Source organism: Kitasatospora sp. NPDC004531 (assembly GCF_053602195.1).
This window is the reverse complement of the sequence record NZ_JBSGDD010000102.1, coordinates 1-23,671: the sequence shown is the minus strand read 5'-3', so window position 1 is coordinate 23,671 and position 23,671 is coordinate 1. Positions and strand designations below refer to the sequence as shown.

Here is a 23,671-nt window from a genome sequence, read left to right as displayed (position 1 = left end):
CTTTTCTTATACACCCCCCCTCACCCCCCCGTCCTTGCTTGTGTTTTGGTGCCCCGGGGGGGGGGCGGGGGGGGGGCGCGGACGGGGGAGGCCCCCGGGGGATCAGTCGTCGTCGAACGCCTCGGCCAGCAGCGCGCCGCCGACCAGGCCGGCCGCGCCCGCGCCGATCATCGCACCGGTGCCGAAGCGACGGCCGCCCTGCTGGTGCTCCGCCGGGTAGCCGCCGTGCTGCGGATAGCCGTGCTGCGGGTGGCCGTACTCGGCGGCCGGGTAGCCCTGCGGCGGGTAGCCGGCGGTGGCGGGCGCGGTGTAGTACGGCGGCGGCGTGCTCAGGACGCGCTGCGCGCACGCGCCGCAGGACTGGATCTGGCGCGGCACGCCCCACTGCGGCGACCACAGGACGGCCGTGCCGCCGGGGCCGTGGGCCGGGTCGAAGAAGCAGCTCGCGGGTGCCTCGGGCAGCGCGAGGGCCACCGTGGGCGCGGGTACGGGTACGGGTGCGGCGACGGGCAGCGGCGCGGCGGCAGGCATCGGCGGAGCCGCCGGAGCCGCCGGAGCGGACACGGCGGGAACAGCCGGAGCGGCCGGAGCGGCCGGTGCGAGGACGGAGACCCCGAAGTCGGCGGCGATGCCCGCCAGGCCGGAGGAGTAGCCCTGCCCGATGGCGCGGAACTTCCAGCCGTCGCCGTGCCGGTACAGCTCGCCGAACACGACGGCGGTCTCGGCGGTCAGCTCGGGCCCGAGCTCGTACCGGGCGAGCTCGCCGCCGCCCGCCGCGTCTGCCACCCGGACGTACGCGCCGCGCACCGCGCCGAACGACTGGCGGCGCTCCTCGGCCTGGTAGATCGCCACCGTGAAGACGATCCGCTGCACCGCCGGCTCGACCTCGCCGAGGTCGACGCGCAGGCGTTCGTGATCGGTGCCGTCGCCCGGGTCGCCGAGGTGGGTGACCGCGCCGTCGGGGCTGTGCAGGTTGTTGAAGAACACGAAATGCCGGTCGGAAAGCGCTTTCCCGTCGGCGTCGCACAGCAGCGCGTTCGCATCCAGGTCGTACGCGCCGGCGGCCTGCCACCCGAGGCCGATCAGGACGCTCGCGGGACCATGGCCGTCCCGGAGCACGGGAACATTGGCGCCCTTCGCCAAGGCCGTCGACATCCTGCTCCTCCGTTCCATCGAAGATCGTTCCGTGCCGACAACGCCCCGCCTGACCTGGGGGTTCCCGTCCCGGCGGAAGGAACGGTCGGAGGGTCGCGCCCGGGTCGCGGCGCTCACCCGTCCGGGCCGGTGCGGTCGCCGGGCGGCGGGGCGGGCCGGAACAGTGGCAGGGAACGCCGAGCGGAGAGGGGCGGGGGTTGTACGGGCGACCCGAGCAGGCCGACTGGGGCGAGGCGCTGCGCCGCACCGTCCGCCGGCTGCGCGAGGAGCACCCGGCCCGCTCGCCGGAGCTCCCGGCCGGCCCGCCGCCGATCGTCCCGGACGCCGCGCTCGACCCGGACCTCGCCCGCCCGCCGGACCAGGACCTGCACCGCCTGCTGGACGCCGTCCCGCAGGCCTCGCTGCTCGCCGAACCCGTCCGGGCCGCCGACGGGACGCTGCTCGACCTGGCCGTGGTGATCGTCAACGAGGCCGCCGTCCGGCACCCGCACCACCCCGAGCAGCTGTGCCCGGGCGCCGCCGAGGGGCACGGCGTGTCGCTGCGGGAGGCGTACCCGGGGCTGTGGACGGAGCAGGTCGCGGCGGCGATCGGGGAGGTGCTGCGCACCGGGCACGCCGCCCGCGAGCTGCCGGTGCGCTGGGACGGCGCGGGCCCGGACGGCACCGCCCGCAGCCGCCGCGAGCGGCTCACCGTGCACCGCCTCGGCCGCCGCCTGCTGCTGCTGTGGACCGACGACCGCGTCGAGCAGGTGGCCCGCGCCGCGCAGCGGATCGCCCGGGTCGGCTGGGCCGAGTGGAGCCTGCGCGACGGGCGCCTCGACATCTCGCCCGGCCTGGCGGTGCTGCTCGGCCGCACCCCCGACACCACCACGCTGAGCCTCGACCAGCTGCTCGGCCGGGTCACCGAGACCGCCCGCCCCGCCCTGTACCGCGCCCTCGACCGGCTGCTCACCACCGGCGCCGACATCGACGTCCTCACCGAGCTGTACGGCGTCGGCCGCCCCCGCCGGGTCCGGCTGGTCGCCGAGGTGGTCCGCGACGAGGACGGCCCGATCGAGGGGCTGCGCGCCGTCCTGCAGGACGTCACCGAGCTGTACGAGAGCCGGCGCCGGCTGCGCGAGCAGCAGGAGGAGACCGAGCGGCAGGCCCGCCGGGCCGACGCCGAGCACGGCGTCGTCCAGCGCCTCCAGGACGCCCTGCAACCGCGCTCCGCGACCCTGGCCGGCCTCGGCGTCACCTCCGCCGTCGCCTACCGCCCCGCCGAGGGCCGGGTCGGCGGCGACTGGTTCAAGGTCCGCCAACTCCCCGACGGACGCGCCCTGTTGGCGGTCGGCGACGCGCGCGGCCACGGTCTGGACGCGGTCGCGCTGATGTCCATGCTGCGGCACGCGCTGGCGGGCCTGGCGTTCACCGGCGCCCTGGTGGAGTCGCTCGGCGGCTGGCTCAACCGGATCGCCTGCGACGAGAGCGACGAGTCCACCGCCACCGCGATCGTCTCCCGCTACTACCCCGACCGCCACCTGCTGCGCTGGATCTGCGCCGGCCACCCGCCGCCGGTGCTGCTGCGCGACGGCCGGGCCACCCTGCTGGAGGTCGAACTCGGCCCGCCCTTCGGCGTGTTGCCGATGGTCGCCTACCGGGCGACGGAGACCCACCTGCAGCCGGGCGACACCGTGCTGTTCTACACCGACGGCCTGATCGAACGCCGCGACCAGGACATCGACCGCCGCCTCGACGCCCTCCGCGCGGCCGTCGAGGCGCACGCCGCCGAACCCACCCTGCAGGACCTGGTGGACGCCGTGGTCCGCGACATGTCCGGCCCGCTGTCGGAGGACGACGCGACCCTGCTGGCGTTCGGCTTCGACCACTGACGTACCATCAAATCAGTTACTGCAAAGGTCAGTCGACGAGATAGAGCGCGGCGAGGGCGGGAAGCCGGCGGTGCATCTCGGCGTCGTCGTCGAAGTCGAACTCCTCGCCCATGCCGTCGGGCCGCACCACCGGGCCGACGGGACCGGCGACGCCCTGCTCGGCGCGGTGCTGCCGGTAGGCCCGGTGGAAGGCGTCCCGGTCGCCGGTGCGGCGCTCGAAGGCCAGCGCGGCCGCGTAGTTGACGTCCTCGTTGAAGAACACGCCCTCCGCGTCGAAGCGGTTCTCACCGGCCGCCGCCGGGTGCTCGGCGATCACGTCCGGGCCCGCGAGGACCTTCTCGTACCAGGTGCGGCCCTCCGCGATCACGCCCGCCCGGAAGTCCATGAAGGCGTCGTCGGAGCAGCCGCCACCGATCAGGTACGCCGCCGCCCAGACGTCCCACCGGTACAGGGCCCCGTGCAGGCGCTCGAAGCACACCTCGTAGCGCACGATGTCCGACTCCGGGCGGGCCGCCAGCACGTCCACCAGGGCGCGCTCGAAAGGGACTTCGGGCGTGGTCGCGGCCCGGGCGGAGTCGATCAGCTGCCAGAACTCGTCGTTGTCCATGGCGGCCAGCCTGCCCGCCCGGTGTGACAACGGTCCCGCGCCGCACACACGCGGCCGCCCCGTCGCGACCCGGAGGCGGTGGGTGCGACGGGGCGGCCCGGTGACCCGGTCCGGGGGAGGAACCGGGAGCCGAGAGGGTGTCAGTCGTGCGGGACGACCGCCACCGGGGCCTGCGCGTGGTGGATCACCGCGTGCGCGACCGAACCGAGCTTCGGACCGATGTTGAGGGTGCGCGAGCGGCGGCCCACCACCACCAGGTCGGACTGCGCCGACGCCTCCACCAGCGCGGCCGCGCCGCCACCGGTGCGGACGTCCTCCAGCACCAGAGTGCGCGGGTACTTCTCACGCCACGGCGCGACCGCCTCGGACACCATGGCCACCGCCAGCGCGCCCAGCTCCTGGCGCTCGCTCTCCACCGGGATCCAGCCCGCGTACCCGTACGTCGGCGGCAGCTCCCAGCCGTGCACGACCCGTACCCGGGCGCCGCGCAGCTGCGCCTCCTCGAACGCGAACTCCATTACGGCGTCGGCCGGTTCGAGCGCGTCGAAGCCCACCGTCACCTCCGGCTCGGGCGACTCCGGCGCCTGCCCGCTCTCGCGGACCAGCACCACCGGCGTCTTCGACCGGCCTGCCACGCCCAGGCTCACCGAACCGACCAGCAGCCCGCGGAACCCGCCCAGGCCCCGGGTGCCGATCACCAGCAGCTGGCCCTGCTCGGCGGCGGCCGTCAGCCCGTCGATCGCCGAGTCCGGCACCAGCTCCGAGGAGACCGCCACCCCCGGGTACGCCGTGGCCAGCTCCTGCGCGACGTCGCCCAGCATGGACTGCGCGCCGGTCTCCAGGTCGTCCACCTGCACCAGGTCATTGGCCTTGCGGCCCAGGTACGGCCAGGCGTGCAGCAGCCGCAGCGGCGCCCCCCGGCGGGCGGCCTCCTGGGCGGCCCAGTGCGCGGCGGCCCGGCTTCGCACGGACGCATCGACAGCGGCGAGAACGGGACGAGTCATGGCAGTGCCTTCCCTGTTCGGGTTCCCCGCGGGCCTTTCGCCCGCCTCTGGGTCGCTGCCCACTCTTCCCCCACCGCCCGGGCCCTGCCAGGGTCGCCGGGCCCGCACGGGTGGGACGTTGGTCCCTTCGGAGGACGGAACGCCGCCGCCGGCGCGGGCCGCCGGCCGGGCCCGAACGGGTCCAAGGCCTCTGCCGCCGCGCACCCCCTTTCGTGCACCCTGGACGTACCACCACCGTCAGGAGGTGACCGAAGTGACCACCGAACACGTACCTGCCGCAGCCACCCCGCCGACCGCGCTCGCCCGGCGCTTCGCCGACCGCCTCGCCGACCTCGGACTCACCGAGGCCCAGGCCGCGACCAGGGCCGGCATGTCGGTCGCCTACCTGCGCAGGGTGCTCGACCTCGGATGCGACTTCGACCCGCCCGCGCTGCTGCGGCTGGCCGCCGTCCTCGGCCTCGGCTACCAGGAACTGGTCGCGGGCCGCCCCGCCGAACGCGCGCGCACCGCCGCCGCCGGACCGGACCCCGGCGGCCCCCCGCTGGTCGGGCCGCCCGTCCTCGGCGAACTGGCCGTCGCCGAATGCTGGAACCGGCTCGGCACCAGCGGCCTCGGCCGCCTCGCCCGCACCGGCCCCGACGGCCCCGTGGTCCGCCCGGTCGGCTACCTGGTGCACGACCGCACCGTCCTCTACCGCACCGACCCCGCCGGCGTCCTCGCCCCCGGGGCCGGTGGTGGGGCCGACGCCGCGTTCGAGGTGGACCGCGCCGATCCCGAACTGCGCGAGGGCTGGAGCGTCCTGATGGTCGGCCCGCTCGACTACGTCACCGAACCCGCGCTCCTCGCCGAACTCCCCCGGCCCCCCGCGCACGGCCGCTGGGTCCGGCTGACCCCGACCACTGTCACCGGCCGGCGGATCCGCTCCGATCGGGCTTCCCCGCAAGGGAGTTGACGTCCCCCGTCGGACGCAGCACCATCAGCGAGTCCTCCGGCGTCGCCACCATGGCGAACGGGAACCGGTCCAGCTCCAGGCAGAGCGCGACATCGTCCGGGTGCGCCCCCTCGCGCACCCCCTGCGCCAGTTCGGCGGCGGCGCGCGACCGGGCGGCGCGCCGGAGGAAAGCGGCCGCGTCGGCCTCCGCCCCCGTCGCCCGGCGGCCCAGGTACTGCGCGCAGGCCAGGTCCTCCTCGGCCCGCCCGTCCTCGCCGGTGACCACGAACGCGACGCTCCCGCGCCCGCGCAGCAGCCGGGCCGTGGCCTCCGCCACCACGAAACCGGCGCACAGCACCAGCCCCGCGTCCTTCACCGCGAGCGCGCCGACCGTCCCCGCGGTGGTCTTCTGCACCACGGTGCGGCCGGCGAGATCGGCCGAGCGCAGCAGGCCGGGCGAGTTCACCAGGTCGAACCCGGGCGCGGGCGGGCCGTCCTTGAGCGCCACCCAGTCCGGATGGCGCGCCTTCAGCTCCAGGGCCTCGTCCAACGATCCGGCCAGCACGATCTTCTCCGCCCCGCGCGCGAAGACCCAGGCGGCCACGGTGAACGCCCGCATGACGTCGACCACGACCGCGACGGGCGGCGCTTCGGCGAGGTCGGCGAGCTCGGGGACGGCGAGGAAGCGAGTGTCCATCCCGCCATGATCGCGCACCGCCTGCCGGTGTGGTCCATACCCGTGGCTGTCGCGGCAGGTGACGACGCGTCGGCCGCTCAGGCGGAGCGCCGGGGTTGCCCGTCCTCGCGTCGAGGTGCGCGGCGCAGGGCCGGGACGGAGATCAGGGCGGGGACGGCGGTCAGGGCCGCGGCGAGGACGAGGGCGGCGGAGGTCGAGCGGGCGGCGACCGGGCCGGCCAGGGCGGCGCCGAGGGCGAAAGCGGTGATCTTGAGGCTGGCGCCGGTGGTGAAGACCTGGGCGCGCAGGCGGGCCGGCGCTTCGCGGTGCCGGACGGCGAACAGGCCGGTCAGCTGCGGACCTTCACCGAGACCCGCCAGCACGGCGGCCGCGACCACGACGAGGGGCCACCCGCTCGCGGCCAACGCCAGAGCGACCGCCTGGAGCAGCGCACCGGCCCGGACTGCCGCGTCCGGCCCGAGCAGCTGCGGGCGCCGGGCGAGCACGGCGTTCGCCAGCAGCGCGGCCAGCGCCGCGCAGGTCAGCAGCAGCGGGCCGCGGCTCGCACCGCCGAGGACCTGCTCGCCGAGCGAGGGCAGGCACGCCGCCAGCACGCCCTGCCCCGCGCAGGCGCCGACCGACACGACCGTGGCTCGCGCCAGCGCCGGCCGTGACGTCAACACCCGTAGTCCGGCGGCGAGTTCGGCCCGCACCGGCGCGGACCGGGGGTCCTCCTCGGCCCGGTCGCGGGCGGGCAGCGTCCACGCGGCGGGCAGGGCGGCGGCGATCAGGCCGGCGGCGATCAGCACCGCCGTGTCCGCGCCGAGGGCCGTCGCGATCGCCCCGGCCAGCGCCGGGCCGGCCAGCGCGGCCACGTCGAACGTCATCGCGTCGAGGGCGTTGACGCGGTCCAACTTGACTGCGACAACCGGGAGTTGGGCCGTCCAGCCACCCGACAGCGCGGGACCGAGCAGCCCGGTCGCGGCAGCCATCGGCAGCACGGCGGCCGGCGGCAGCCGGCCCAGCGCGCCGAGCACCACGACCAGCCCGACCGCGTACAGCGCGAGCGCCCACGCCAGCAGCCGGCCGGGCCGCCGGGCCCGATCCAGCCGAACGCCGAGCAGCGGCCCACCGATCGCCGAAGCAGCCGTCAACGCCGCCAGCAGCGCCGCCGCCCCGCCCGTCGACCCCGCGACGGCGAAGCCCGCCAGCAACAGCGCCGGCCCCGACATCTCATCACCCGTACGGGCGAGCGCGGCCCCGGTGAGACACCTGGCCTGCGGAGAAAACCTGATCACCCGCCGGACGCTACGTCGGTAACGGAAAACCCCGCAAGATGCGTTACATCGCCCGCAGGGCCCGGCGCGTGAGCCGTGGCGTCGTCTGTGCGGGCCGCTGCGGCCGAGCCGGGGAGGACGGCGACTCCCGGGCCCGGCGCGCACGTTGGTGCTGCTTCAGCAGTTCACCGGAACCTCCACCACCGGCCGGGTGCCGAACGGTCCACTGCCCTGCACGGAGAAGGTCGCGCGCACGGTCGAACCGCACGGGGCGGTGGCGGTGAAGCCGTTCACCTGAATCGTGGTGGAGTGGAACGGCGTGCTCCCGCTCACGGAGCCGAGCGACGCGCCGCCGACCACCTCGGCCGACAGGTTGGTGTACAGGGTCTGCCACGACAGCGGCCCGTCGGCCGGGCCGGCCAGGCCGATCCTCCCGTAGATCACGACGCTGTTGCCGGTGACGTCGGCGCAGGCGTTGGTCGCCAGCCCGGCCTGGAGGGCGTACTTGCAGGTCGTGACCGTGGCGGTGGTGGCGTCGGCGCCGGTCGCGGCGGCGAAGGCCGGCACGGGCGCCGTGAGCAGGGCGGCGGCACCGGCGGCGCCCACCGCGATGCGGGTGATGCGGTTCATGGTCTTTCCTTCGGAGGAGGCGAGAAACCGTTCGGACCCAGGCACCGTTAGCCATGTGACATTTCACGTGTGCCATGGCTTCCACTTTGCCATGCGATTCCAAGGTGGCGGCCCGCTTTTGCCTTCGAAGTGCCAGGCCGTCTGAAAGTGCGCCCTCAGTGACGCAAATCCGCCCGGCCCGGCCAATGCGGCCACCACCTCGGACGAACCCGCGTCGAACGCCGGGTGAACCACCTCCCCGCCGCCCCCTCGCCGCCCGGCCGTCATCGTCGCGGTTGAATGGCCGACGTGCCGAAGACTCCCGCCGCCGGCGAGCCGCCGCTGCGCCCCTCCGTCCAGACCTCGGCGGCCCGGGCCGTCGCTCTGATCAATGCGTGTGCCGCCGACCCGGCGCCCGGGGCGGACGGGCTCGCGGCGATCCTGCGCGCCCACGGGGAGCCGGAACCGGTCGAGCTCACCGAGGAGGACGCGGCGGCGCTGCGGGTGGCCGCCGGGCGGGTGCGGGAGGTGTTCGAGGCACCCGACACGGACCGGGCGGCCGCGGCGCTCAACCGGCTGCTGCGGGAACACACCGGCCCGCTGCGGCTCACCGCGCACGGCGGGGCGAGCGGCTGGCACCCGCACCTCGACCGCGACGACGACGCGCCCTGGGACGAATGGCTGATCGCCTCGTCCTGCCTGGCCCTCGCCGTCCTGCTGTGGGAACGCGGCCGCCCGCCCGGCGGATGCTGCGCCGCGACCCGCTGCCGGAACGTCTACCTCACCCAGGGCAGCGGACCCGAACGCCGCTACTGCTCCCGCCGCTGCGCCACCCGCGAACGCGTGGCCGCCCACCGCCGCGCCCGCCTCGCGGAGAGCGCCGGCTGACCGCCGCGGTCGGCGCCGGGCGCGTTCGGATCGCCCAGCGGGGATGATCGGCTGCACTGGGAGGGCGGGGACGGCGAGGGAGGAGACGGTGCGGTGCGGTGTCTGGTGACCGGGGCGAGCGGGTACGTGGGCGGACGGTTGGTGCCGGAGCTGCTGGCGGGCGGACACCAGGTGCGCTGCCTGGTGCGGGAGCCGTCGCGGCTGCGGGACCATCCGTGGCGGAGCGCGGTGGAGGTCGTCGCGGGGGACGTCACGCGGCCGCAGACGCTCGACGGCCCGTTCGACGGGGTCGACGTGGCGTACTACCTGGTGCACTCGCTCGGCACCGGAGCGGACTTCGAGGCCGTGGACCGGGCAGCCGCCCGCGCGTTCGGGCAGGCCGCCGCCCGGGCGGGCGTCAAGCGGATCGTCTACCTCGGCGGACTGGTGCCCCGCGAAGTGCCCGAGGCACGACTCTCGCCGCACCTGCGCTCCCGGGTGGCCACCGGCCGGGCGCTGCGCGAGGGCGGGGTGGCGGTCACCGAACTGCGGGCGGCGGTGGTGATCGGCTCCGGGTCGGCGTCGTTCGAGATGCTGCGCCACCTCACCGAGCGGCTGCCCGTGATGGTCGCCCCGCGCTGGGTGGACACCCGGATCCAGCCGATCGCCGTCCGGGACGTGCTGCGCTGCCTGGTCGGCGCCGCCGAACTTCCCCAACTCCCCGCCACCGACCGGGTGTTCGACATCGGCGGACCGGAGGTGCTGACGTACCGCGCGATGATGCAGCGCTACGCCCGGCTGGCCGGACTGCGCCGCCGCCTGATCGTCTCCGTGCCCGTCCTCACGCCGGGACTCTCCGCGCTCTGGGTCGGCCTGGTCACCCCCGTCCCCGGCGCGCTCGCCCGACCCCTGGTGGAGTCGCTGCGCCACCAAGTGGTGTGCGCCGAGAGCGACTTGGCGCAGTGGATCCCCGACCCGCCGGGCGGCGCGATCGGCTTCGACCGTTCGGTCGAACTCGCGCTGCGCCGCATCCGCGACGACGAGGTCGCCACCCGCTGGTCCTCCGCCTCGCTGCCCGGCGCGCCCAGCGACCCGCTGCCGACCGACCCGGACTGGGCCGGCGGCAGCCTCTACCAGGACGTGCGGGAGCGGCACGTGGACGCCGACCCGGCGGCGCTGTGGCGGGTGGTGGAAGGGATCGGCGGCACCAACGGCTGGTACTCCTTCCCGCTCGCCTGGTCCGTCCGCGGCCTGCTGGACCGCCTGGCCGGCGGCGTCGGACTGCGCCGCGGCCGCCGCTCGCCCGGCCGGCTGCGGGTCGGCGACTCGCTGGACTTCTGGCGCGTCGAGGAGATCGAACCCGGCCGGCTGCTGCGCCTGCGCGCCGAGATGCGGCTGCCCGGCCGGGCCTGGCTCGAACTCGCCGTCACCCCCGAAGGCAACGGCGCCCGCTACCGCCAACGCGCCCTCTTCCACCCGCACGGCCTGCCCGGCCACGCCTACTGGTGGTCGGTCGCCCCGTTCCACGCGATCGTCTTCGGCGGCATGGCCCGCAACATCGCCCACCGCACCGAAACCCCCTGACGCGGGCCCCTGCCGGGGCGGGGGCCGCTCAAGATCATCCCCGCAGTCCGGCCCCGCCGGCGACATCGCGGCGGGGCCGCCGGGGGACCCGTACGGGGGGTTGGTTGCGGAGATGCCCCCGGGACGAGATATCTTGACGTCAAGACGTTGCAGACGTGGAAGCTGGAGCTACGGTGACTGACTCGACCATCATCTACACCCACACGGACGAGGCGCCCGCCCTCGCCACGTACTCCTTCCTGCCGGTTGTCCAGGCCTACGCCGCCACCGCAGGTGTGAGCGTGGAGACCCGTGACATCTCGCTGGCCGGTCGGATCATCGCCGTCTTCCCGGAGTACCTCCAGGAGGACCAGCGCATCGCGGACGCCCTCGCCGAGCTGGGCGAGCTGGCCAAGACCCCCGGCGCGAACATCATCAAGCTGCCGAACATCTCGGCGTCCATCCCGCAGCTGAAGGCCGCCATCGCCGAGCTGCAGGCCCAGGGCTACGCGCTGCCGGAGTACCCGGACGAGCCGAAGACCGACGAGGAGCGCGACGTCCGCGCCCGCTACGACAAGGTCAAGGGCTCCGCCGTCAACCCGGTGCTGCGCGAGGGCAACTCGGACCGCCGCGCGCCGCTGTCGGTGAAGAACTACGCCAAGACCCACCCGCACCGCATGGGCGCCTGGTCGGCCGACTCCAAGACCAACGTCGCCACCATGGGCGTCAACGACTTCGCGTCCACCGAGAAGTCCGCCGTCATCGCCGAGGACGGCGCGCTGCGCATCGAGCTGGTCGCCGAGGACGGCGCCGTCACCGTGCTGCGCGAGAGCGTCCCGGTGCTGGCCGGCGAGGTCGTCGACGCCTCCGTGATGCGCGTCGCCGCGCTGAACGAGTTCCTGGCCGCGCAGGTCGCCCGCGCCAAGGCCGAGGGCGTGCTGTTCTCGGTGCACCTCAAGGCCACCATGATGAAGGTCTCCGACCCGATCCTGTTCGGCCACGTGGTCCGCGCGTTCTTCCCGAAGACCTTCGCCGCGTTCGGCGCCGACCTGGCCGCCGCCGGTCTGAACCCGAACAACGGCCTCGGCGGCATCCTGGCCGGCCTGGACAAGCTCCCCAACGGCGCCGAGATCAAGGCCTCCTTCGACGCCGAGATCGCCGACGGCCCGGCCCTGGCCATGGTCGACTCCGACAAGGGCATCACCAACCTGCACGTCCCCAGCGACGTCATCGTGGACGCCTCGATGCCGGCCATGATCCGCACCTCCGGCCACATGTGGGGCCCGGACGGCAAGGAGGCCGACACCCTGGCCGTCCTGCCGGACAGCTCCTACGCGGGCGTCTACCAGGCCGTCATCGACGACTGCCGCGCGCACGGCGCGCTCGACCCGGCCACCATCGGCTCGGTCCCGAACGTCGGCCTGATGGCCCAGGCCGCCGAGGAGTACGGCAGCCACGACAAGACCTTCGAGATCGGCGCCGCCGGCACCGTCCGCCTGGTCGACACCAAGGGCGAGACCGTCCTGGAGCAGCCCGTCCAGGCCGGCGACATCTTCCGCGCCTGCCAGACCAAGGACCTGCCGATCCAGGACTGGGTCAAGCTGGCCGTCACCCGCGCCCGCGCCACCGGCGACCCGGCCGTGTTCTGGCTGGACTCGAACCGCGCCCACGACGCCGTGCTGATCGAGAAGGTCAACGCCTACCTCCCCGAGCACGACACCGAGGGCCTGGACATCCAGATCCTGTCCCCGGTCGAGGCCACCAAGCTCTCCCTGGAGCGCATCCGCCGCGGCGAGAACACCATCTCCGTCACCGGCAACGTGCTGCGCGACTACCTGACCGACCTGTTCCCGATCCTGGAGCTGGGCACCAGCGCCAAGATGCTGTCGGTCGTCCCGCTGATGGCAGGCGGCGGCCTGTTCGAGACCGGCGCCGGCGGCTCCGCCCCGAAGCACGTCCAGCAGCTGGTCAAGGAGAACTACCTGCGCTGGGACTCGCTCGGCGAGTTCTTCGCGCTGGCCGCCTCCTTCGAGCACCTGGCCGCCACCACCGGCAACGCCGGCGCCAAGGTCCTCGCCGACACCCTGGACCGCGCCACCGGCACCTTCCTCAACGAGGACAAGTCGCCGTCGCGTCGCCTCGGCGGCATCGACAACCGCGGCAGCCACTTCTTCCTGGCCCTGTACTGGGCCCAGGAGCTGGCCGCGCAGACCGAGGACGCCGCGCTCGCCGCCGCGTTCGCCCCGCTCGCGCAGACCCTCGCCGAGCAGGAGCAGGCCATCGTCGACGAGCTGATCGCCGTCCAGGGCCAGCCCGCCGAGCTCGGCGGCTACTACCAGCCCGACCCGGCCAAGGCCGCCGCCGTGATGCGCCCGTCGAAGACCTTCAACGACGCGCTCGGCACCCTGGCCTGACCGCCGCAGCCCCGGAGCGCCGCCGCCACTGCCCCTCGCGGGGCGGGCGGCGGCGTTCCGCGTTTCCGCGTTGCCGTGTTTCGGCGTTGCCGTGTTTCGGCGTTTCCGCGTATCCGCGTTCCCCGGACGCGGCGGTCGCGGCAGCGGTTGCCCGGCGGTCGCGACGCTGCCTAGGGTGCGGGGCATGGTGACTCCGAAGTTCATCCTCGACCTGCGCGAGCACATCGGGCACGCGCCGCTGTGGCTCTCCGGCATCTCGGCGGTGGTCGTCGAGGACGGCCGGATCCTGCTCAACCGCCGTTCCGACAGCGGGCGTTGGGCGCTGCTGCACGGCATCATGGAGCCCGGCGAGCAGCCCGCCGACGCGGTGGTGCGGGAGGTGCTGGAGGAGACCGGCGTCACCGTCCGGCCCGAGCGGATCACCAGCGTGCACACCCTGCCCGCCTCGGTCTGCGCCAACGGCGACCAGGTCCAGTTCCTCGACATCGCCTTCCGCTGCCGCCCGCTGGCCGGCACCGCCCACGTCAACGACGACGAATCCCTCGCCGTCGCCTGGCACTCGCTGGACGCCCTGCCGCCGCTGTCCGCCAACGACACCTTCCTGCTCGCCAAGGCACTGGAGGACGCCCCGGCGCCCTGGTTCGCGCTCGGCCCGGCCGGCGACGCCTGTCAGTCGGAGCCCGGCAACTCCCAGGGCCAGTCGCCCAGTTGACCGGCCTCCAGGAGCGGGATCAACCGGAAGGCGGCGTCCGAGAGGCCGCCGAAGACGTGGCACCGCGGTCCGCTGGGGGCGTGGCCGTACCGGTAGCCGCCCAGGTTCCAGGTGTAGATCGGGACGTGGGACGGGACGGGGTCGAACAGGCTGCCCGAGGAGGAGCGCTGCGGCTGCTCGTCGGTGAGCACCACCAGGCGGTCGTGGCCACGGTAGTGCCGGGCGATCGCGGCCGCCGTGTCGGTGCCGCCCAGGTCGTGGAAGAGGTCCACGGTGCGCAGCAGCGAGCCGTCCGGCGCCGGGGTCACGGGGTGGCTGCCGGTGCCGAACTCGACCAGGTCGGCCTGTTCGGCGCGGAGGGCGAGCGCGCTGCCGAAGACGGCCGCCGCGTCGGCCCTGGTGAGCAGCGAGTGGCTCTCCGGGGCGCCGAACATCGAGCCGGAGCGGTCCACCAGGACGAGGGTCCGGCCGGGCAGCGCGGGGACATTGGCCAGCGAGTGGCCGAGCGCCGCCTCCAGCGCGCCCGCCCAGTGCTCCCCGGGGGCCGCGCGGTGGGCGGCCAGGAAGCGGAACGGGAACTGGCGCGACCGGGCGACCTCGGCCGGGTCGGCGAGCCGCGCCGCCACCAGGGCCCGGGCCTGCTCGCCGATCCCGGCCCGGTCGAAGTTGCGCAGATTGCGCACCAGCGCCATCGGGCCCATCAGCGGGACGACGGCCTCCCAGGCCGCGGCGTCCATCGGCCCCTGCAGCCAGCCCGCGAGCGCCTCCCAGGTCATCCCGGCGCCGGCGAGCACGTCGGCGGCGTCCGGGCGGCCGAGCAGGGCGCGCCGCTCGGCGACCGGCAGGGCGAGCAGTCGGTGACGCGCCGCCAGCATCGGCTCGCCGGCCGGCGGGACGGCCTGCTGCGGGCGGTGCCGGCGGTCCAGGGCGTAGCGGAACAGCTCGCCCTGCCACGGCCGGTCGGCGGCGGGGGACGGGTGGGTGAGCTCCAGCACGTCGGCGAAGCGGAAGGCGTGCGACGGGGTGTCGTACTTGAGCAGCGCCCGGCCGGTGTACAGGCGGCGCACCGCGTCGCCGAGGCCGCGGCGCACCGGCTGGGGCAGCCGGCGGCCGTACCTGGACGTCCAGTACGCGAGGAACTCGCCAGGCTCGTCGGGGCGTTGGAGGACGGCGTCGACCGCCTGCCGGGAGAAGCCGGGGGCCTTCGCCTCCGCCCTGGCCCGGGCGAACTCGGCCGCGCCGAGGACCGCGGCGGAGCGGATGTTCGCCCCGGTGCGCAGCCAGCGCAGCAGGCCCAGCGTCCAGCGCGGGTCCTCCAGGGCGAAGCGGCGGACCAGCGAGCCGTAGCGCTCCTCGCGGCTCGCGGCGCTCTCGTAGAAGGTGTGCTGGCCGGAGAAGTGCGTCACGGCGAGCAGGAACAGCTCCGACCTGGGGTCGCGCTGCCACCCCTGGCCGCCCTGGTGGTTGACCTGCCAGGCGGAGACCGGCATCGGCGGCCGGTAGCCGGCCTGCGGGAGGACGGGCCACTGCCCGTGCAGTGCCAGCGCGCCGCTGGCTCCGCCGGCGAACAGCTCTGGCGTTTCGGTGCGGATCTCCGCCCGGGTTGCGGCCTTGCTGCGCTGACGGTTGAAACGGGCCATGCAGGAGTCTCCCTGGGAGGGTCGACGGGCTGGAGAAGGCGGCCGCAACGGCAGGCCGGGGGGCGCCCCCCGTGATCGAGGAAAGCGGGTGCCGGTGCGCGTCATTGTCAGGAAGTAACCGGAAGACCCAGCGCATCGGGAGGCGTCCGGGAGACACCATAGACGGCGCCCGCGGTGTCGTCACCCGAATTAAATCCTCCCCGGTGGGGCCCGGAACCCCGCTGCCCCGGGCGGGCGTTGGCCGGGTGGAGAGGGGGACGCGATGGCACGCTGGTACCGGGGTGACTGCCATGTGCACTCGGTGCACTCGGACGGGGAGCTCACCCCCGCCGAACTGGCCGCGCGGGCCCGCGCGGCCGGGCTGGACTTCCTGGCCGTCACCGAGCACAACCGCGCCGCCCCGCCGGGCGCGTGGGACGGGTTGGGCAGCGACGACCTGCTGATCCTGCGCGGCCAGGAAGTCACCACCCGCACCGGGCACTGGTTGGCGCTCGGGCTGCGTCCGGGGCAACTCGTCGACTGGCGGCACCGGGTGGGCGAGCCGGCCTTCCGGCGGGCGCTGCGCGAGGTGCGGGCGGCGGGCGGGCTGTGCGTGGCCGCGCACCCGCACGCGCCCTACCCGGGCGGGGACCTGATGTTCCCGCTGGAGGAGTTCGACGCCGTCGAGGTGTGGAACGGCGAATGGCGCTCCGACCGGCCGTGGAACGCCGACAACGACGCCGCGCACGCCGAGTGGGGGCGCCGGCTGGCCGCCGGGGTGCGCGCCGGGCACTGGCAGCCCGCGCTCGGCAACAGCGACACCCACCTGGAGGGACAGCTCGGCACCCCGCAGACCGTCGTCCACGCCGAGGAGCTCAGCGCCCCGGCGATCCTCGCGGCGCTGCGCGCCGGGCGTAGCTGGATCGCCGAATCCGCCGCCGTGCGGCTGGAGTTCACCGCCGAGGCGGGCGGCCGCCGGGCCGGCGTCGGCGAGTGCCTGGAGACCGGCGGCCGCCCGGTCGAGCTGCGCCTGGAGGTGGCAGGCGTCCTCGACCCGCAGGTGCGGGTGCACACCGAACGCGGCAAGGCGCGGTGGGAGCCGGGACTGCGCACGGACGCCGCCGAGACCTCCTTCGTCCGGGTCGAGGTGCGGCACGGGGACGGGCGGACGGCGGCGCTGACCAACCCGATCCTGCTGCGCCGGGGTGGCCCGGAGCGCCGCCCCTCTCGATGCATCGCCCTTGCAGCGAAAGCGAACTGACGGTCCGTCAGATTGCGCGCGCCCCGGTGACGGTGCGCGTTCCGTCCCTTACTGTACGGTTCATGAGTCCTGCGGGGAGGGCGGTCGGGGACCGCGGTACGGCGGTGGTGATCGGCGGCGGACTGGCCGGGTGCCTGGCCGCGTGGGCGCTGCGCGGCGTCGCGCGGCGGATCGTGGTGGTCGAACGCGACCGGTACCCGGACGGCGTGGACTTCCGGGCCGGTGTCCCGCAGGGCCGGCACGGGCACCTGCTGCTGGAGGCCGGGCACCGCACCATCGACCGGCTGATGCCCGGCGCGCTCGACGAACTCCTCGCTGCCGGAGCCCAGTTGGTGGCCATCCCGAGCGGCCTGCGGGTGCTCACCTCGGTCGGGCACCTGGCGTCCTACGACGGCGAGGTGACGATCCTCAGCTGCAGCCGCCCGCTGCTCGACCGCACCGTGCTGGACCGGGTCCGCGGCGAGCCGTCGATCGAGATCCTGGAGGGCGCCGAGGTGGTCGGCCTGCTCGGCAGCCGGCAGGGCGTCACCGGCGTCCGACTGCGCGAACGCGGACGGGAGGGCGGCCCCGTCACCGAACTCGCCGCCGAGCTGGTGATCGACGCCGCCGGGCGGGGCACCCGCTCCGGGCGGTGGCTGATCGGGCTCGGGTTCCCCGCCACGCCCGTCGAGCGGATCGACGCCGGGGTCGCCTACGCCAGCCGGTTCTACCACCGGCCGCCCGGGCGCGAGGACCAGATCGCCCTCGACGTGCAGACCCGCGCCCCCGAGCACGGCCGGTTCGCGGTGCTGCTGCCCGTCGAGGGCAACCGCTGGCTGGTCAGCCTCGGCGGCATGCGCGGCTTCGAACCGGCCATCCAGCCGCAGGAGTTCGAGAAGCAGCTCGGCGAACTCCGCGACCCCGCCATCGCCGAGGCCATCGCCGGCGCCGAACCCGTGGGCCCCGCCCGGGGGTTCGTCCCCGGCCCGAGCGCGTGGCGGCACCACGAACGCACCGACCCGCCCGGCTTCCTCGCGCTCGGCGACGCGGCCTGCACCTTCAACCCCGTCTACGGGCAGGGCATCTCCGTCGCCGCGCTCGGCGCCCGCGCCCTGCGCGAGGCCGCCCGCCGGCACGGCGCACTCGGGCCCGCCACCGTCCGCGAGGCCCGCCGGGCGATCGTCGCCGTCACCAAGCACCCGTGGGTGATGGCCGGCAGCGAGGACGTCCGCTTCGCCGGCACCACCGGCGGCGTGCGCGGCCCCGTCGTCCGCCTCCAACACCGCTACCTCGACCGCGTCCTGGCCCGCGCCACCACCGACGCCACCGTCTCCGCCGCCTTCCACCGCGTCGTCTCCATGACCGAACCCCCCAGCGCCCTCTTCCGCCCCTCCATCCTGCGCCCGGTCCTCTTCGGCAGCTGACCCCGAGACGCCCGACGCCGGGGCCGATGTCGGTGCCGGATGCCAGCCTGGTCCGATGGACGAGCGTGACAGGCACGACGAACAGCTGCTGCGCGGCCGGGTCTACGGCGCGGAGCACGAGGATCCCGGCCCCCGCGTCGGGCGAAGCTACCGGGAGCTGTGCGGCGGCCCGCTGGACGGCCTGCTGCTGGACGTCACCGGATGGGCCGCCGACCGGCTGGTCGACGGTGTCGCGCTCGCCACCCACCTCGGCCGCTACGGCGGCGCGGGCCGCTCGCGCTACGTGCCGCGCCCCGACGATCCGCTGCGCTGGGACCACGCGGGCGACACCCCGTAGTGGCGGCCGGTCGCCCGAGGCGGCCCGGCGGGGCGTCAGGTGCCGTTGGTGGGGAGGAGGAGGATGCGGTCGGGGTCGTAGCGGCACCAGTGGGGGGTGGTGCCGATGAGGCGGAGGCGGCACCAGGGGGTGCCGTCGGGGGAGTGCCACCAGGCGTTGATGCGGCCGAGGGTCCAGGTGTCGGTGGTGTCGAGGCGGACTTCGACGGGGTGGTAGGCGGGGCGGACTTCGGGTTCCGGCGGGGTCCAGGCGGGGTCGGTCTGAGGCTGCGGAGGGAGCACGGTGGGCCTCCTTCGAGTCCGATCGGTGGAGATCACTCTACAGAGGTGTAGATAGTGGTGGCGGGCAATCCCCCGAGCCTGGCGCAACGTCGCCGCCGCGGCACCGGATTCACGCCACCGGGGGCGGCTCCTACGCTCCGGCCGGGACCCCTGCGGTCGATGCGCGGACGAGCGTCAGCGCCATGGCCGCCCCCGCCAGCACCGCGGCGGCGTGCAGGACGGCCGCGACCGCGAGGCTCTCCGGCGGCAACGCGTCGGTATGCCCTGCCAGCGCCACGTACGAGGTGAGCGGCAGCTTCCACGCGCTCCAGGCGAACAGTGAGCCCGTTCCCAGCCAACCGAACGCCAGCGGCACCCAGCGGGGCAGCCGTACAGGGCGGCCCCGACCGACCGCCCAGGTGGCGGCGGCCGCGGTGAGCGCCCACAGGCCGCACACGCCGTTCAGCAGGTGCCAGTTGCCGTCCCGGGCCGACGGGTGCGCGACACCGGCCGGGCCGCCGGCCGCCCAGTAGAGCCACGCCGCTCCGACCGCCACCGCGACGCCGACCGCCCACAGCGCACGGCCCGGGCCGGCCTCGCCGTTCCCGCGGGCCCGGCCGGTGAACGCGTCCGGCCAACGCCGCCGAAGGTAGGCGGGGAGGGCGACCGCGAGACCCAGCCCCATCCCCACGAAGCTGATCTCGATCAGCACGGCTTCCCAGCCCGGCATCGACTGATCGTCGCTGCCGCTCGGCTGCGCACCGTCCGACCCGCCCAGCAGCGAGGCCAGCGCGGCGTACGGCAGCATGGCCACGAGGAATCCCGAACCCACCCAGGCCGCGAACGCCACCAGCGGCCCCGGTATCCGCATTCCCCAGGGCCGCACGAGGGCGAGGGCCATGACGATCCCGGCGCCCGCCATGCCGATGGTCACGGTGTTGAGCACCACCCAGCCGGCCAGGTCGAATCCGTCGCCGATCGGTAAGAGCCCGGTGATCGCGCCGACCACCCACGCGACCTTGATCAACAGATAGGGCGTCATCACCAGCGCCGCCCCGTACGCAGCCGGCCGACCCACCCGGTCCCATCGATCCACTGCGGGTTCCCTCCTCGGTCGTGGGAACCACACCTTCATCCAGCGCCCCGCCCCGTCGCATCGTGCGCGGGTCGGACCGGCATCCTCCGTCAGGATGAGCCGAGACGTGCGCCCAGGCGGAGGATGGTGAGGTCGAGCTGGCCGTGGCCGTCCTCCCAGCCGATCACCGGCTCGCAGCCGTAGGCGTCCAGGCCCCGGGCGGAGGCGTCCTCCAGGACGGGCATCAGGCCCTCCTCGCCGTCGGTGAGGAAGTAGGCGAGGTGGGCGCGCAGCCCGGGGTGCTCGACGGCGGCGAGCGCCTCCTCCCAGTCCTCCTCCGGTTCGGCCTCGAACGGCACCAGGTCCTCGGGGGTGCGGCCGGTGTCGAGCGCGGCGCGGAACGCGTCCAGCAGGGTGCCGTCCGAGCGCAGGCGGGCGAACAGCACCGTCCAGCTGCCGGGGAACTCCGCCAGGTCGACGCCGTGTTCGGCCACCAGCGGGGCGAGGTCGGCGCCCCGGATCAGGCCGTCGCCGAAGCAGGCGGCGGCGACGGCGGACGCGAACGGCTCCGGCAGGGGCGGCGCATGACGGTCGGCGGGTATCGCGAAGACCGAACCGGCGGCGTCGAACACCGGCGTGCGGACGCTGTCGTCGAACAGCGAGGCGTCCCAGCGCACCGGTTCGGCCCCGCTCAGCGCCTGCGGCCGCACCCAGGAGGCGTCCCGGTCGAACTCGACCTCGTTGATCAGGTTGCCGCCGACCCCGGCCGCGTACACCGCGCCGGGGTCGTACGCGGTCAGCGGGCGGCCGAGCAACACGGCGAAGGCATCGGCGAGTTGACGGTCCCAGTCGCTGTCGGCGACCGGGGAGTGGTGAGAGGTCATGGGCGGCACCGTAGCGCCGCCGGCCGACAGTCGGGGCGGGTGTGGCATCCTGCGACGGTGCTGTTGAGTGATCACGCGAGCGCCGTCGAACTGCGCCCGCTGCGGTACCAGTTCCCCGCCGCCGGGCGAGACGAGTTCGACGACAACTGGCTGGTGATCGGCGGCAAGGTGACGACGCCCGACGGCAGTTGGTCGTTCGCCGACCCCTGCCTGCTGGTCGGCGAGGCCCGCGAGCTGGGCGGCTGGCTGCGCGCGGCGGCGGCGGGGCGGGTGCCCGTCACCGGCCGCGACGCCGACGGCGCATGGGCCCGGACACCGAGTTCACCGAGCCGGTGCTGGCCTTCGGCCTCGCCGGGCGCAGCGCGGACGGAGCGGTGATCCGCGTCCACCTGTCCCTGGAGGCCGCGCCGCCGTGGGCGCCGGACGACGACCAGTACGCCGTGGAGATCCGGACGGACCCGCAGGCGCTGCTCGCCGCCGCCGACCGGTGGGAGCGCGCCCTCGCGTCCTTCCCCACCCGCTGACCGGCCCGGCTGTCAGTCCGGCGTGCCGCTGACCGGCCGCGCCGCCGTGGGCGCCGCCCGACGACCACTATGCCGTGGAGATCCGGACGGACGCGCAGGCGCTGCTCGCCGCCGCCGACCGGTGGGAGCGCGCCCTCGCGTCCTTCCCCACCCGCTGACCGGCCCGGTCGTCAGTCCGGCGTGCCGCTGACCGGCCGCGCCGCCGTGGGCGCCGCCCGACGACCACTATGCCGTGGAGATCCGGACGGACGCGCAGGCGCCGCTACACGCAGCCGACCGGTGGGAGCACGCCCTCGCGTCCTTCTCCGCCCGCTGACCGGCCGCGCCGTCAGCCCAGCGTGCCGGGGTCCGTGTTGGCCCCGCACAGGACCACGCACACCCGCTCGCCCTCGGCGGGCCGGTAGCCGCCGCCGGTGAGTGCGGCGAGGGCCGTGGAGGCCGCGTGTTCGACCGCCAACCGGTGGCCGTCCCACAGGAGTTGACGCGCCCGGACGATCTCCTTGTCGGACACCAGGACGGTATGGACGTCGTCCTGCCGGGCGGCCCGCAGCGCGGTGGCGGAGACCCGGCGGGCCCCCAGCGCGTCGGCCGCGACCGAGTCGACGGCGACGTCCACCGGCCGGCCCGCGGCCACCGCGGCGTGCAGCGCCTGCGAGCCCACCGGTTCGACCGCCACGGTGCGCACCCCGTGCTCGCGGGCCGCGGTGGCCACGCCCGCGAACAGGCCGCCGCCGCCGACCGAGACCACCACTGTGTCCACGGACGGGAGTTGACGGCGAATCTCGTCCAGCAGGGTGCCCGCGCCGGCGGCGATCAGCGGATGGTCGTAGGCGTGCGAGGCCAGCGCCCCCGAGGCCGCCGCGTACTCCTCGCAGGCCGCCAGCGCCTGCGCGTACTCGCGTCCCGCCGACCGCACCTCGGCGCCGTAGCCGCGCAGCCGGGCCAGCTTCACGGCGGGGGCGTTCTCCGGCAGGAACACCGTGGCCCGGACGCCCTGCTGACGCGCCGCCCAGGCGCACGCCAGGCCCGCGTTGCCGCCGGAGGCGATGGTCACCCCCGCCTCGGGCAGGGTGCCGGCCTCCCGGTGCGCCCGGATGAAGTTCTGCGCGCCCCGGGCCTTGAACGACCCGGTGTGCTGCAGGAGTTCGAGCGCCGCCCAGACGTCCGCGCCCGGCAGGTCGGCCACCTCCAGCGGGGCCACCGCCACCGGCCGGACCTGCCCGGCGATCCGCTCGCCCGCCGCCTCGATGTCGCCGTACGTGAGCTCGTGCACGCTTCTCGCTCCTGCCGCGTCGGGGTGCGCGGGCCGGTGTCGCGGCCCGCGCCGTCACGCCCCGACGGTACCCCGGGCCCGCTCGCCGGCGGGCGGGCAGGGCGCGGAAGAACGGCCTACAGGTGACGGCCCGTCGCCGAGGCGAAGCCGAGCCAGGTGTGCCGGTTGCCCGCCCAGCACCAGCCCACCTTCGGGGCGTTGCGGCGCTCGCGGCCGTCCCGCCCGGTGCCGTTGCTGATCCAGATCGCCGGGGTGCGGGCGTCGAGCGCGCCGTCGGGCCTGCGCAGGCGGGAGCCGATGGTCATGAAGCAGCGCCCGCGTTCCAGCGCCTCGGGCTGCTGCAGCACCCAGTGAATGCCCTCGGTGAGCAGCAGCGGGGTGCGCTCCTCGGCGTCGAGGGCCGAAAGCGCCTCCTCGGGGCTCCAGTTGGCCATCCGGTCGCCGCGGTCGACGCCGGTGAGCAGGTACAGCGGGGCGTCGGGCAGCGCGACGGCGTCGAGCGGGGCGAAGTCGTCGACGTCGGTCATGTCGACGACCACGAACCCCGGCTTCCCGGCGCGGCGCAGCAGCGGCGCGAGCGCGGACGCGGGGACCCGGGCGGGGTGGACGGCGAGCAGGGCGCCCTCGGCGGGCGCGGTGGTCTCGGCGGCGGAGGCGAAGGCGCGCAGGTCGGCGGCGGACAGGCCGGCGAGCTCGTGCACGCCCAGCTCGATCAGCCGTTCGGCCTGCGCGGCGAGCGGCGGCAGTACGAAGCGTACGGTGGGAACGGCGGACGTGGTTTCGGTCATGGTGCTCCCAAGTGCTGGGGGACTGAGGGGACTTGGATGGAACGCGGCCGCGCGCCGAGTTGTTCCCGCCGGCCCGCGACGCCGCCCAGCGGCCCCGGGCGCTCATCCGCGGCGGCCTTCGCTCCGAAGGAAGGGGAGGGGGCGACCGCTCCCCGCGACCCGAGCCCGAAAGCCCCGCGATGACCCTCGCCGTCGTCCTGTTCACCCAGGACCTGCGCCTGCACGACAACCCCGCCCTGCACGCCGCGTGCACCGAGGCCGACCAGGTGGTGCCGCTGTTCGTCACCGACCCGGCGATCGCCGCCGCCGGCTTCGACGCCCCCAACCGCCGTGCGTTCCTCGCCGGTTGCCTCACCGACCTGGACGCCTCGCTGCGCCGCGCCGGCGGCCGACTGCTGGTCCGCGACGGCGACACCGTCGAACAGGCAGCGCGGCTGGCCGCCGAGCTCGGCGCGGCGCGCGTGCACGTCGCCGCCGGGACGCCGCCGCCCTGCTCAAATCCGGTCCGTACGAGGTGATTTGAGGCCGGTTACGATCACCCCATGACTGTGGACGGACGCA

General features: G+C 75.2%; 23 protein-coding genes and 1 pseudogene. 12 read left to right on the top strand and 12 right to left on the bottom strand.

Features of this window, described 5'->3' with window-relative positions:
- Window positions 1-102: 102 nt before the first annotated feature.
- The gene (locus tag ACWEMJ_RS29295) at window positions 103-1,155 is read right to left on the bottom strand and encodes a TerD family protein (protein ID WP_452140131.1); all 1,053 of its coding nucleotides are present in this window, start codon (window positions 1,153-1,155) and stop codon (window positions 103-105) included.
- A gap of 197 nt (window positions 1,156-1,352) precedes the next feature.
- Between ACWEMJ_RS29295 and ACWEMJ_RS29290 the strand changes: the two genes are divergently transcribed.
- Window positions 1,353-3,026 (top strand): PP2C family protein-serine/threonine phosphatase, encoded by a 1,674-nt coding sequence (locus tag ACWEMJ_RS29290; RefSeq protein WP_452140130.1) that lies wholly within the window; start codon window positions 1,353-1,355, stop codon window positions 3,024-3,026.
- Window positions 3,027-3,054: 28 nt separating this feature from the next.
- On the opposite strand, the gene ACWEMJ_RS29285 is transcribed toward ACWEMJ_RS29290, so the two are convergent.
- Together ACWEMJ_RS29285 and ACWEMJ_RS29280 are read right to left on the bottom strand one after the other, a co-directional pair.
- A complete protein-coding gene (locus ACWEMJ_RS29285) occupies window positions 3,055-3,633 on the bottom strand; it encodes a DUF4240 domain-containing protein (RefSeq protein ID WP_452140129.1) in 579 nt (192 codons plus the stop codon).
- A gap of 140 nt (window positions 3,634-3,773) precedes the next feature.
- Window positions 3,774-4,637 (bottom strand): universal stress protein, encoded by an 864-nt coding sequence (locus ACWEMJ_RS29280; RefSeq protein WP_452140128.1) that lies wholly within the window; start codon window positions 4,635-4,637, stop codon window positions 3,774-3,776.
- Window positions 4,638-4,890: 253 nt separating this feature from the next.
- Here ACWEMJ_RS29280 and ACWEMJ_RS29275 point away from each other — a divergent pair, with 253 nt between their 5' ends.
- Window positions 4,891-5,589 carry a pyridoxamine 5'-phosphate oxidase family protein gene (locus ACWEMJ_RS29275; RefSeq protein WP_452140127.1) on the top strand — a complete coding sequence of 233 codons (699 nt, stop codon included), beginning with the start codon at window positions 4,891-4,893 and terminating at the stop codon, window positions 5,587-5,589.
- On the opposite strand, the gene ACWEMJ_RS29270 is transcribed toward ACWEMJ_RS29275, so the two are convergent.
- The 3 genes from ACWEMJ_RS29270 to ACWEMJ_RS29260 all read right to left on the bottom strand — a co-directional run bounded on the left by ACWEMJ_RS29270 (window position 5,540) and on the right by ACWEMJ_RS29260 (window position 8,151).
- Window positions 5,540-6,265: a 2-phosphosulfolactate phosphatase gene (locus ACWEMJ_RS29270; protein WP_452140126.1), complete on the bottom strand. Its 726-nt coding sequence runs from the start codon at window positions 6,263-6,265 to the stop codon at window positions 5,540-5,542. The two genes, ACWEMJ_RS29275 and ACWEMJ_RS29270, sit on opposite strands and share 50 nt — an antisense overlap.
- 77 nt (window positions 6,266-6,342) lie before the next feature.
- The gene (locus ACWEMJ_RS29265; RefSeq protein WP_452140125.1) at window positions 6,343-7,542 is read right to left on the bottom strand and encodes an MFS transporter; all 1,200 of its coding nucleotides are present in this window, start codon (window positions 7,540-7,542) and stop codon (window positions 6,343-6,345) included.
- 156 nt (window positions 7,543-7,698) lie between these two features.
- Window positions 7,699-8,151 carry a hypothetical protein gene (locus ACWEMJ_RS29260; protein ID WP_452140124.1) on the bottom strand — a complete coding sequence of 151 codons (453 nt, stop codon included), beginning with the start codon at window positions 8,149-8,151 and terminating at the stop codon, window positions 7,699-7,701.
- Window positions 8,152-8,439: 288 nt separating this feature from the next.
- Between ACWEMJ_RS29260 and ACWEMJ_RS29255 the strand changes: the two genes are divergently transcribed.
- The 4 genes from ACWEMJ_RS29255 (at window position 8,440) to ACWEMJ_RS29240 (ending at window position 13,686) form a co-directional block, all read left to right on the top strand.
- Window positions 8,440-9,018 carry a CGNR zinc finger domain-containing protein gene (locus ACWEMJ_RS29255; protein ID WP_452140123.1) on the top strand — a complete coding sequence of 193 codons (579 nt, stop codon included), beginning with the start codon at window positions 8,440-8,442 and terminating at the stop codon, window positions 9,016-9,018.
- Window positions 9,019-9,111: 93 nt separating this feature from the next.
- On the top strand, window positions 9,112-10,581 hold the full coding sequence (locus ACWEMJ_RS29250; RefSeq protein ID WP_452140122.1) for an SDR family oxidoreductase: 1,470 nt from the start codon (window positions 9,112-9,114) through the stop codon (window positions 10,579-10,581).
- Between the two features lie 173 nt (window positions 10,582-10,754).
- Window positions 10,755-12,974, top strand: coding sequence for an NADP-dependent isocitrate dehydrogenase (locus ACWEMJ_RS29245; protein WP_452140121.1), 2,220 nt, complete (start codon window positions 10,755-10,757; stop codon window positions 12,972-12,974).
- Between the two features lie 184 nt (window positions 12,975-13,158).
- Complete coding sequence (locus ACWEMJ_RS29240; protein ID WP_452140120.1) at window positions 13,159-13,686, top strand: NUDIX hydrolase; 528 nt, start codon at window positions 13,159-13,161, stop codon at window positions 13,684-13,686.
- Here the strand turns inward: ACWEMJ_RS29240 and ACWEMJ_RS29235 are convergent.
- Window positions 13,644-15,326: a TROVE domain-containing protein gene (locus ACWEMJ_RS29235; RefSeq protein ID WP_452140119.1), complete on the bottom strand. Its 1,683-nt coding sequence runs from the start codon at window positions 15,324-15,326 to the stop codon at window positions 13,644-13,646. The two genes, ACWEMJ_RS29240 and ACWEMJ_RS29235, sit on opposite strands and share 43 nt — an antisense overlap.
- Window positions 15,327-15,588: 262 nt before the next feature.
- On the opposite strand from ACWEMJ_RS29235, the gene ACWEMJ_RS29230 reads away from it, so the two are divergent.
- The 3 genes from ACWEMJ_RS29230 (at window position 15,589) to ACWEMJ_RS29220 (ending at window position 18,306) form a co-directional block, all read left to right on the top strand.
- The gene (locus ACWEMJ_RS29230; RefSeq protein ID WP_452140118.1) at window positions 15,589-16,566 is read left to right on the top strand and encodes a CehA/McbA family metallohydrolase; all 978 of its coding nucleotides are present in this window, start codon (window positions 15,589-15,591) and stop codon (window positions 16,564-16,566) included.
- 62 nt (window positions 16,567-16,628) lie between these two features.
- Window positions 16,629-17,969: an NAD(P)/FAD-dependent oxidoreductase gene (locus tag ACWEMJ_RS29225; protein ID WP_452140117.1), complete on the top strand. Its 1,341-nt coding sequence runs from the start codon at window positions 16,629-16,631 to the stop codon at window positions 17,967-17,969.
- Window positions 17,970-18,024: 55 nt separating this feature from the next.
- Window positions 18,025-18,306 (top strand): hypothetical protein, encoded by a 282-nt coding sequence (locus ACWEMJ_RS29220; RefSeq protein WP_452140116.1) that lies wholly within the window; start codon window positions 18,025-18,027, stop codon window positions 18,304-18,306.
- A gap of 35 nt (window positions 18,307-18,341) precedes the next feature.
- On the opposite strand, the gene ACWEMJ_RS29215 is transcribed toward ACWEMJ_RS29220, so the two are convergent.
- From ACWEMJ_RS29215 to ACWEMJ_RS29205, 3 genes are all read right to left on the bottom strand, one after another.
- Window positions 18,342-18,587, bottom strand: a complete 246-nt coding sequence (locus ACWEMJ_RS29215; RefSeq protein WP_452140115.1) for a hypothetical protein — start codon at window positions 18,585-18,587, stop codon at window positions 18,342-18,344.
- A gap of 130 nt (window positions 18,588-18,717) precedes the next feature.
- Complete coding sequence (locus tag ACWEMJ_RS29210) at window positions 18,718-19,662, bottom strand: hypothetical protein (RefSeq protein WP_452140114.1); 945 nt, start codon at window positions 19,660-19,662, stop codon at window positions 18,718-18,720.
- Window positions 19,663-19,751: 89 nt separating this feature from the next.
- Window positions 19,752-20,525 (bottom strand): hypothetical protein, encoded by a 774-nt coding sequence (locus ACWEMJ_RS29205; RefSeq protein WP_452140113.1) that lies wholly within the window; start codon window positions 20,523-20,525, stop codon window positions 19,752-19,754.
- A gap of 57 nt (window positions 20,526-20,582) precedes the next feature.
- On the opposite strand from ACWEMJ_RS29205, the gene ACWEMJ_RS29200 reads away from it, so the two are divergent.
- A complete protein-coding gene (locus tag ACWEMJ_RS29200; protein WP_452140112.1) occupies window positions 20,583-20,903 on the top strand; it encodes a WapI family immunity protein in 321 nt (106 codons plus the stop codon).
- Window positions 20,900-21,049 carry a WapI family immunity protein gene (locus ACWEMJ_RS29195; RefSeq protein WP_452140111.1) on the top strand — a complete coding sequence of 50 codons (150 nt, stop codon included), beginning with the start codon at window positions 20,900-20,902 and terminating at the stop codon, window positions 21,047-21,049. Before ACWEMJ_RS29200 ends, ACWEMJ_RS29195 begins: the two co-directional genes overlap by 4 nt.
- 328 nt (window positions 21,050-21,377) lie before the next feature.
- On the opposite strand, the gene ACWEMJ_RS29190 is transcribed toward ACWEMJ_RS29195, so the two are convergent.
- Window positions 21,378-22,322: a threonine/serine dehydratase gene (locus ACWEMJ_RS29190; protein ID WP_452140110.1), complete on the bottom strand. Its 945-nt coding sequence runs from the start codon at window positions 22,320-22,322 to the stop codon at window positions 21,378-21,380.
- Between the two features lie 116 nt (window positions 22,323-22,438).
- Window positions 22,439-23,110 carry a DUF5701 family protein gene (locus ACWEMJ_RS29185; protein ID WP_452140109.1) on the bottom strand — a complete coding sequence of 224 codons (672 nt, stop codon included), beginning with the start codon at window positions 23,108-23,110 and terminating at the stop codon, window positions 22,439-22,441.
- A 179-nt stretch (window positions 23,111-23,289) separates the two neighbouring features.
- Here ACWEMJ_RS29185 and ACWEMJ_RS29180 point away from each other — a divergent pair.
- Window positions 23,290-23,589: pseudogene (locus tag ACWEMJ_RS29180) on the top strand (deoxyribodipyrimidine photo-lyase); the annotation flags it as partial.
- Window positions 23,590-23,671 lie beyond the last annotated feature (82 nt).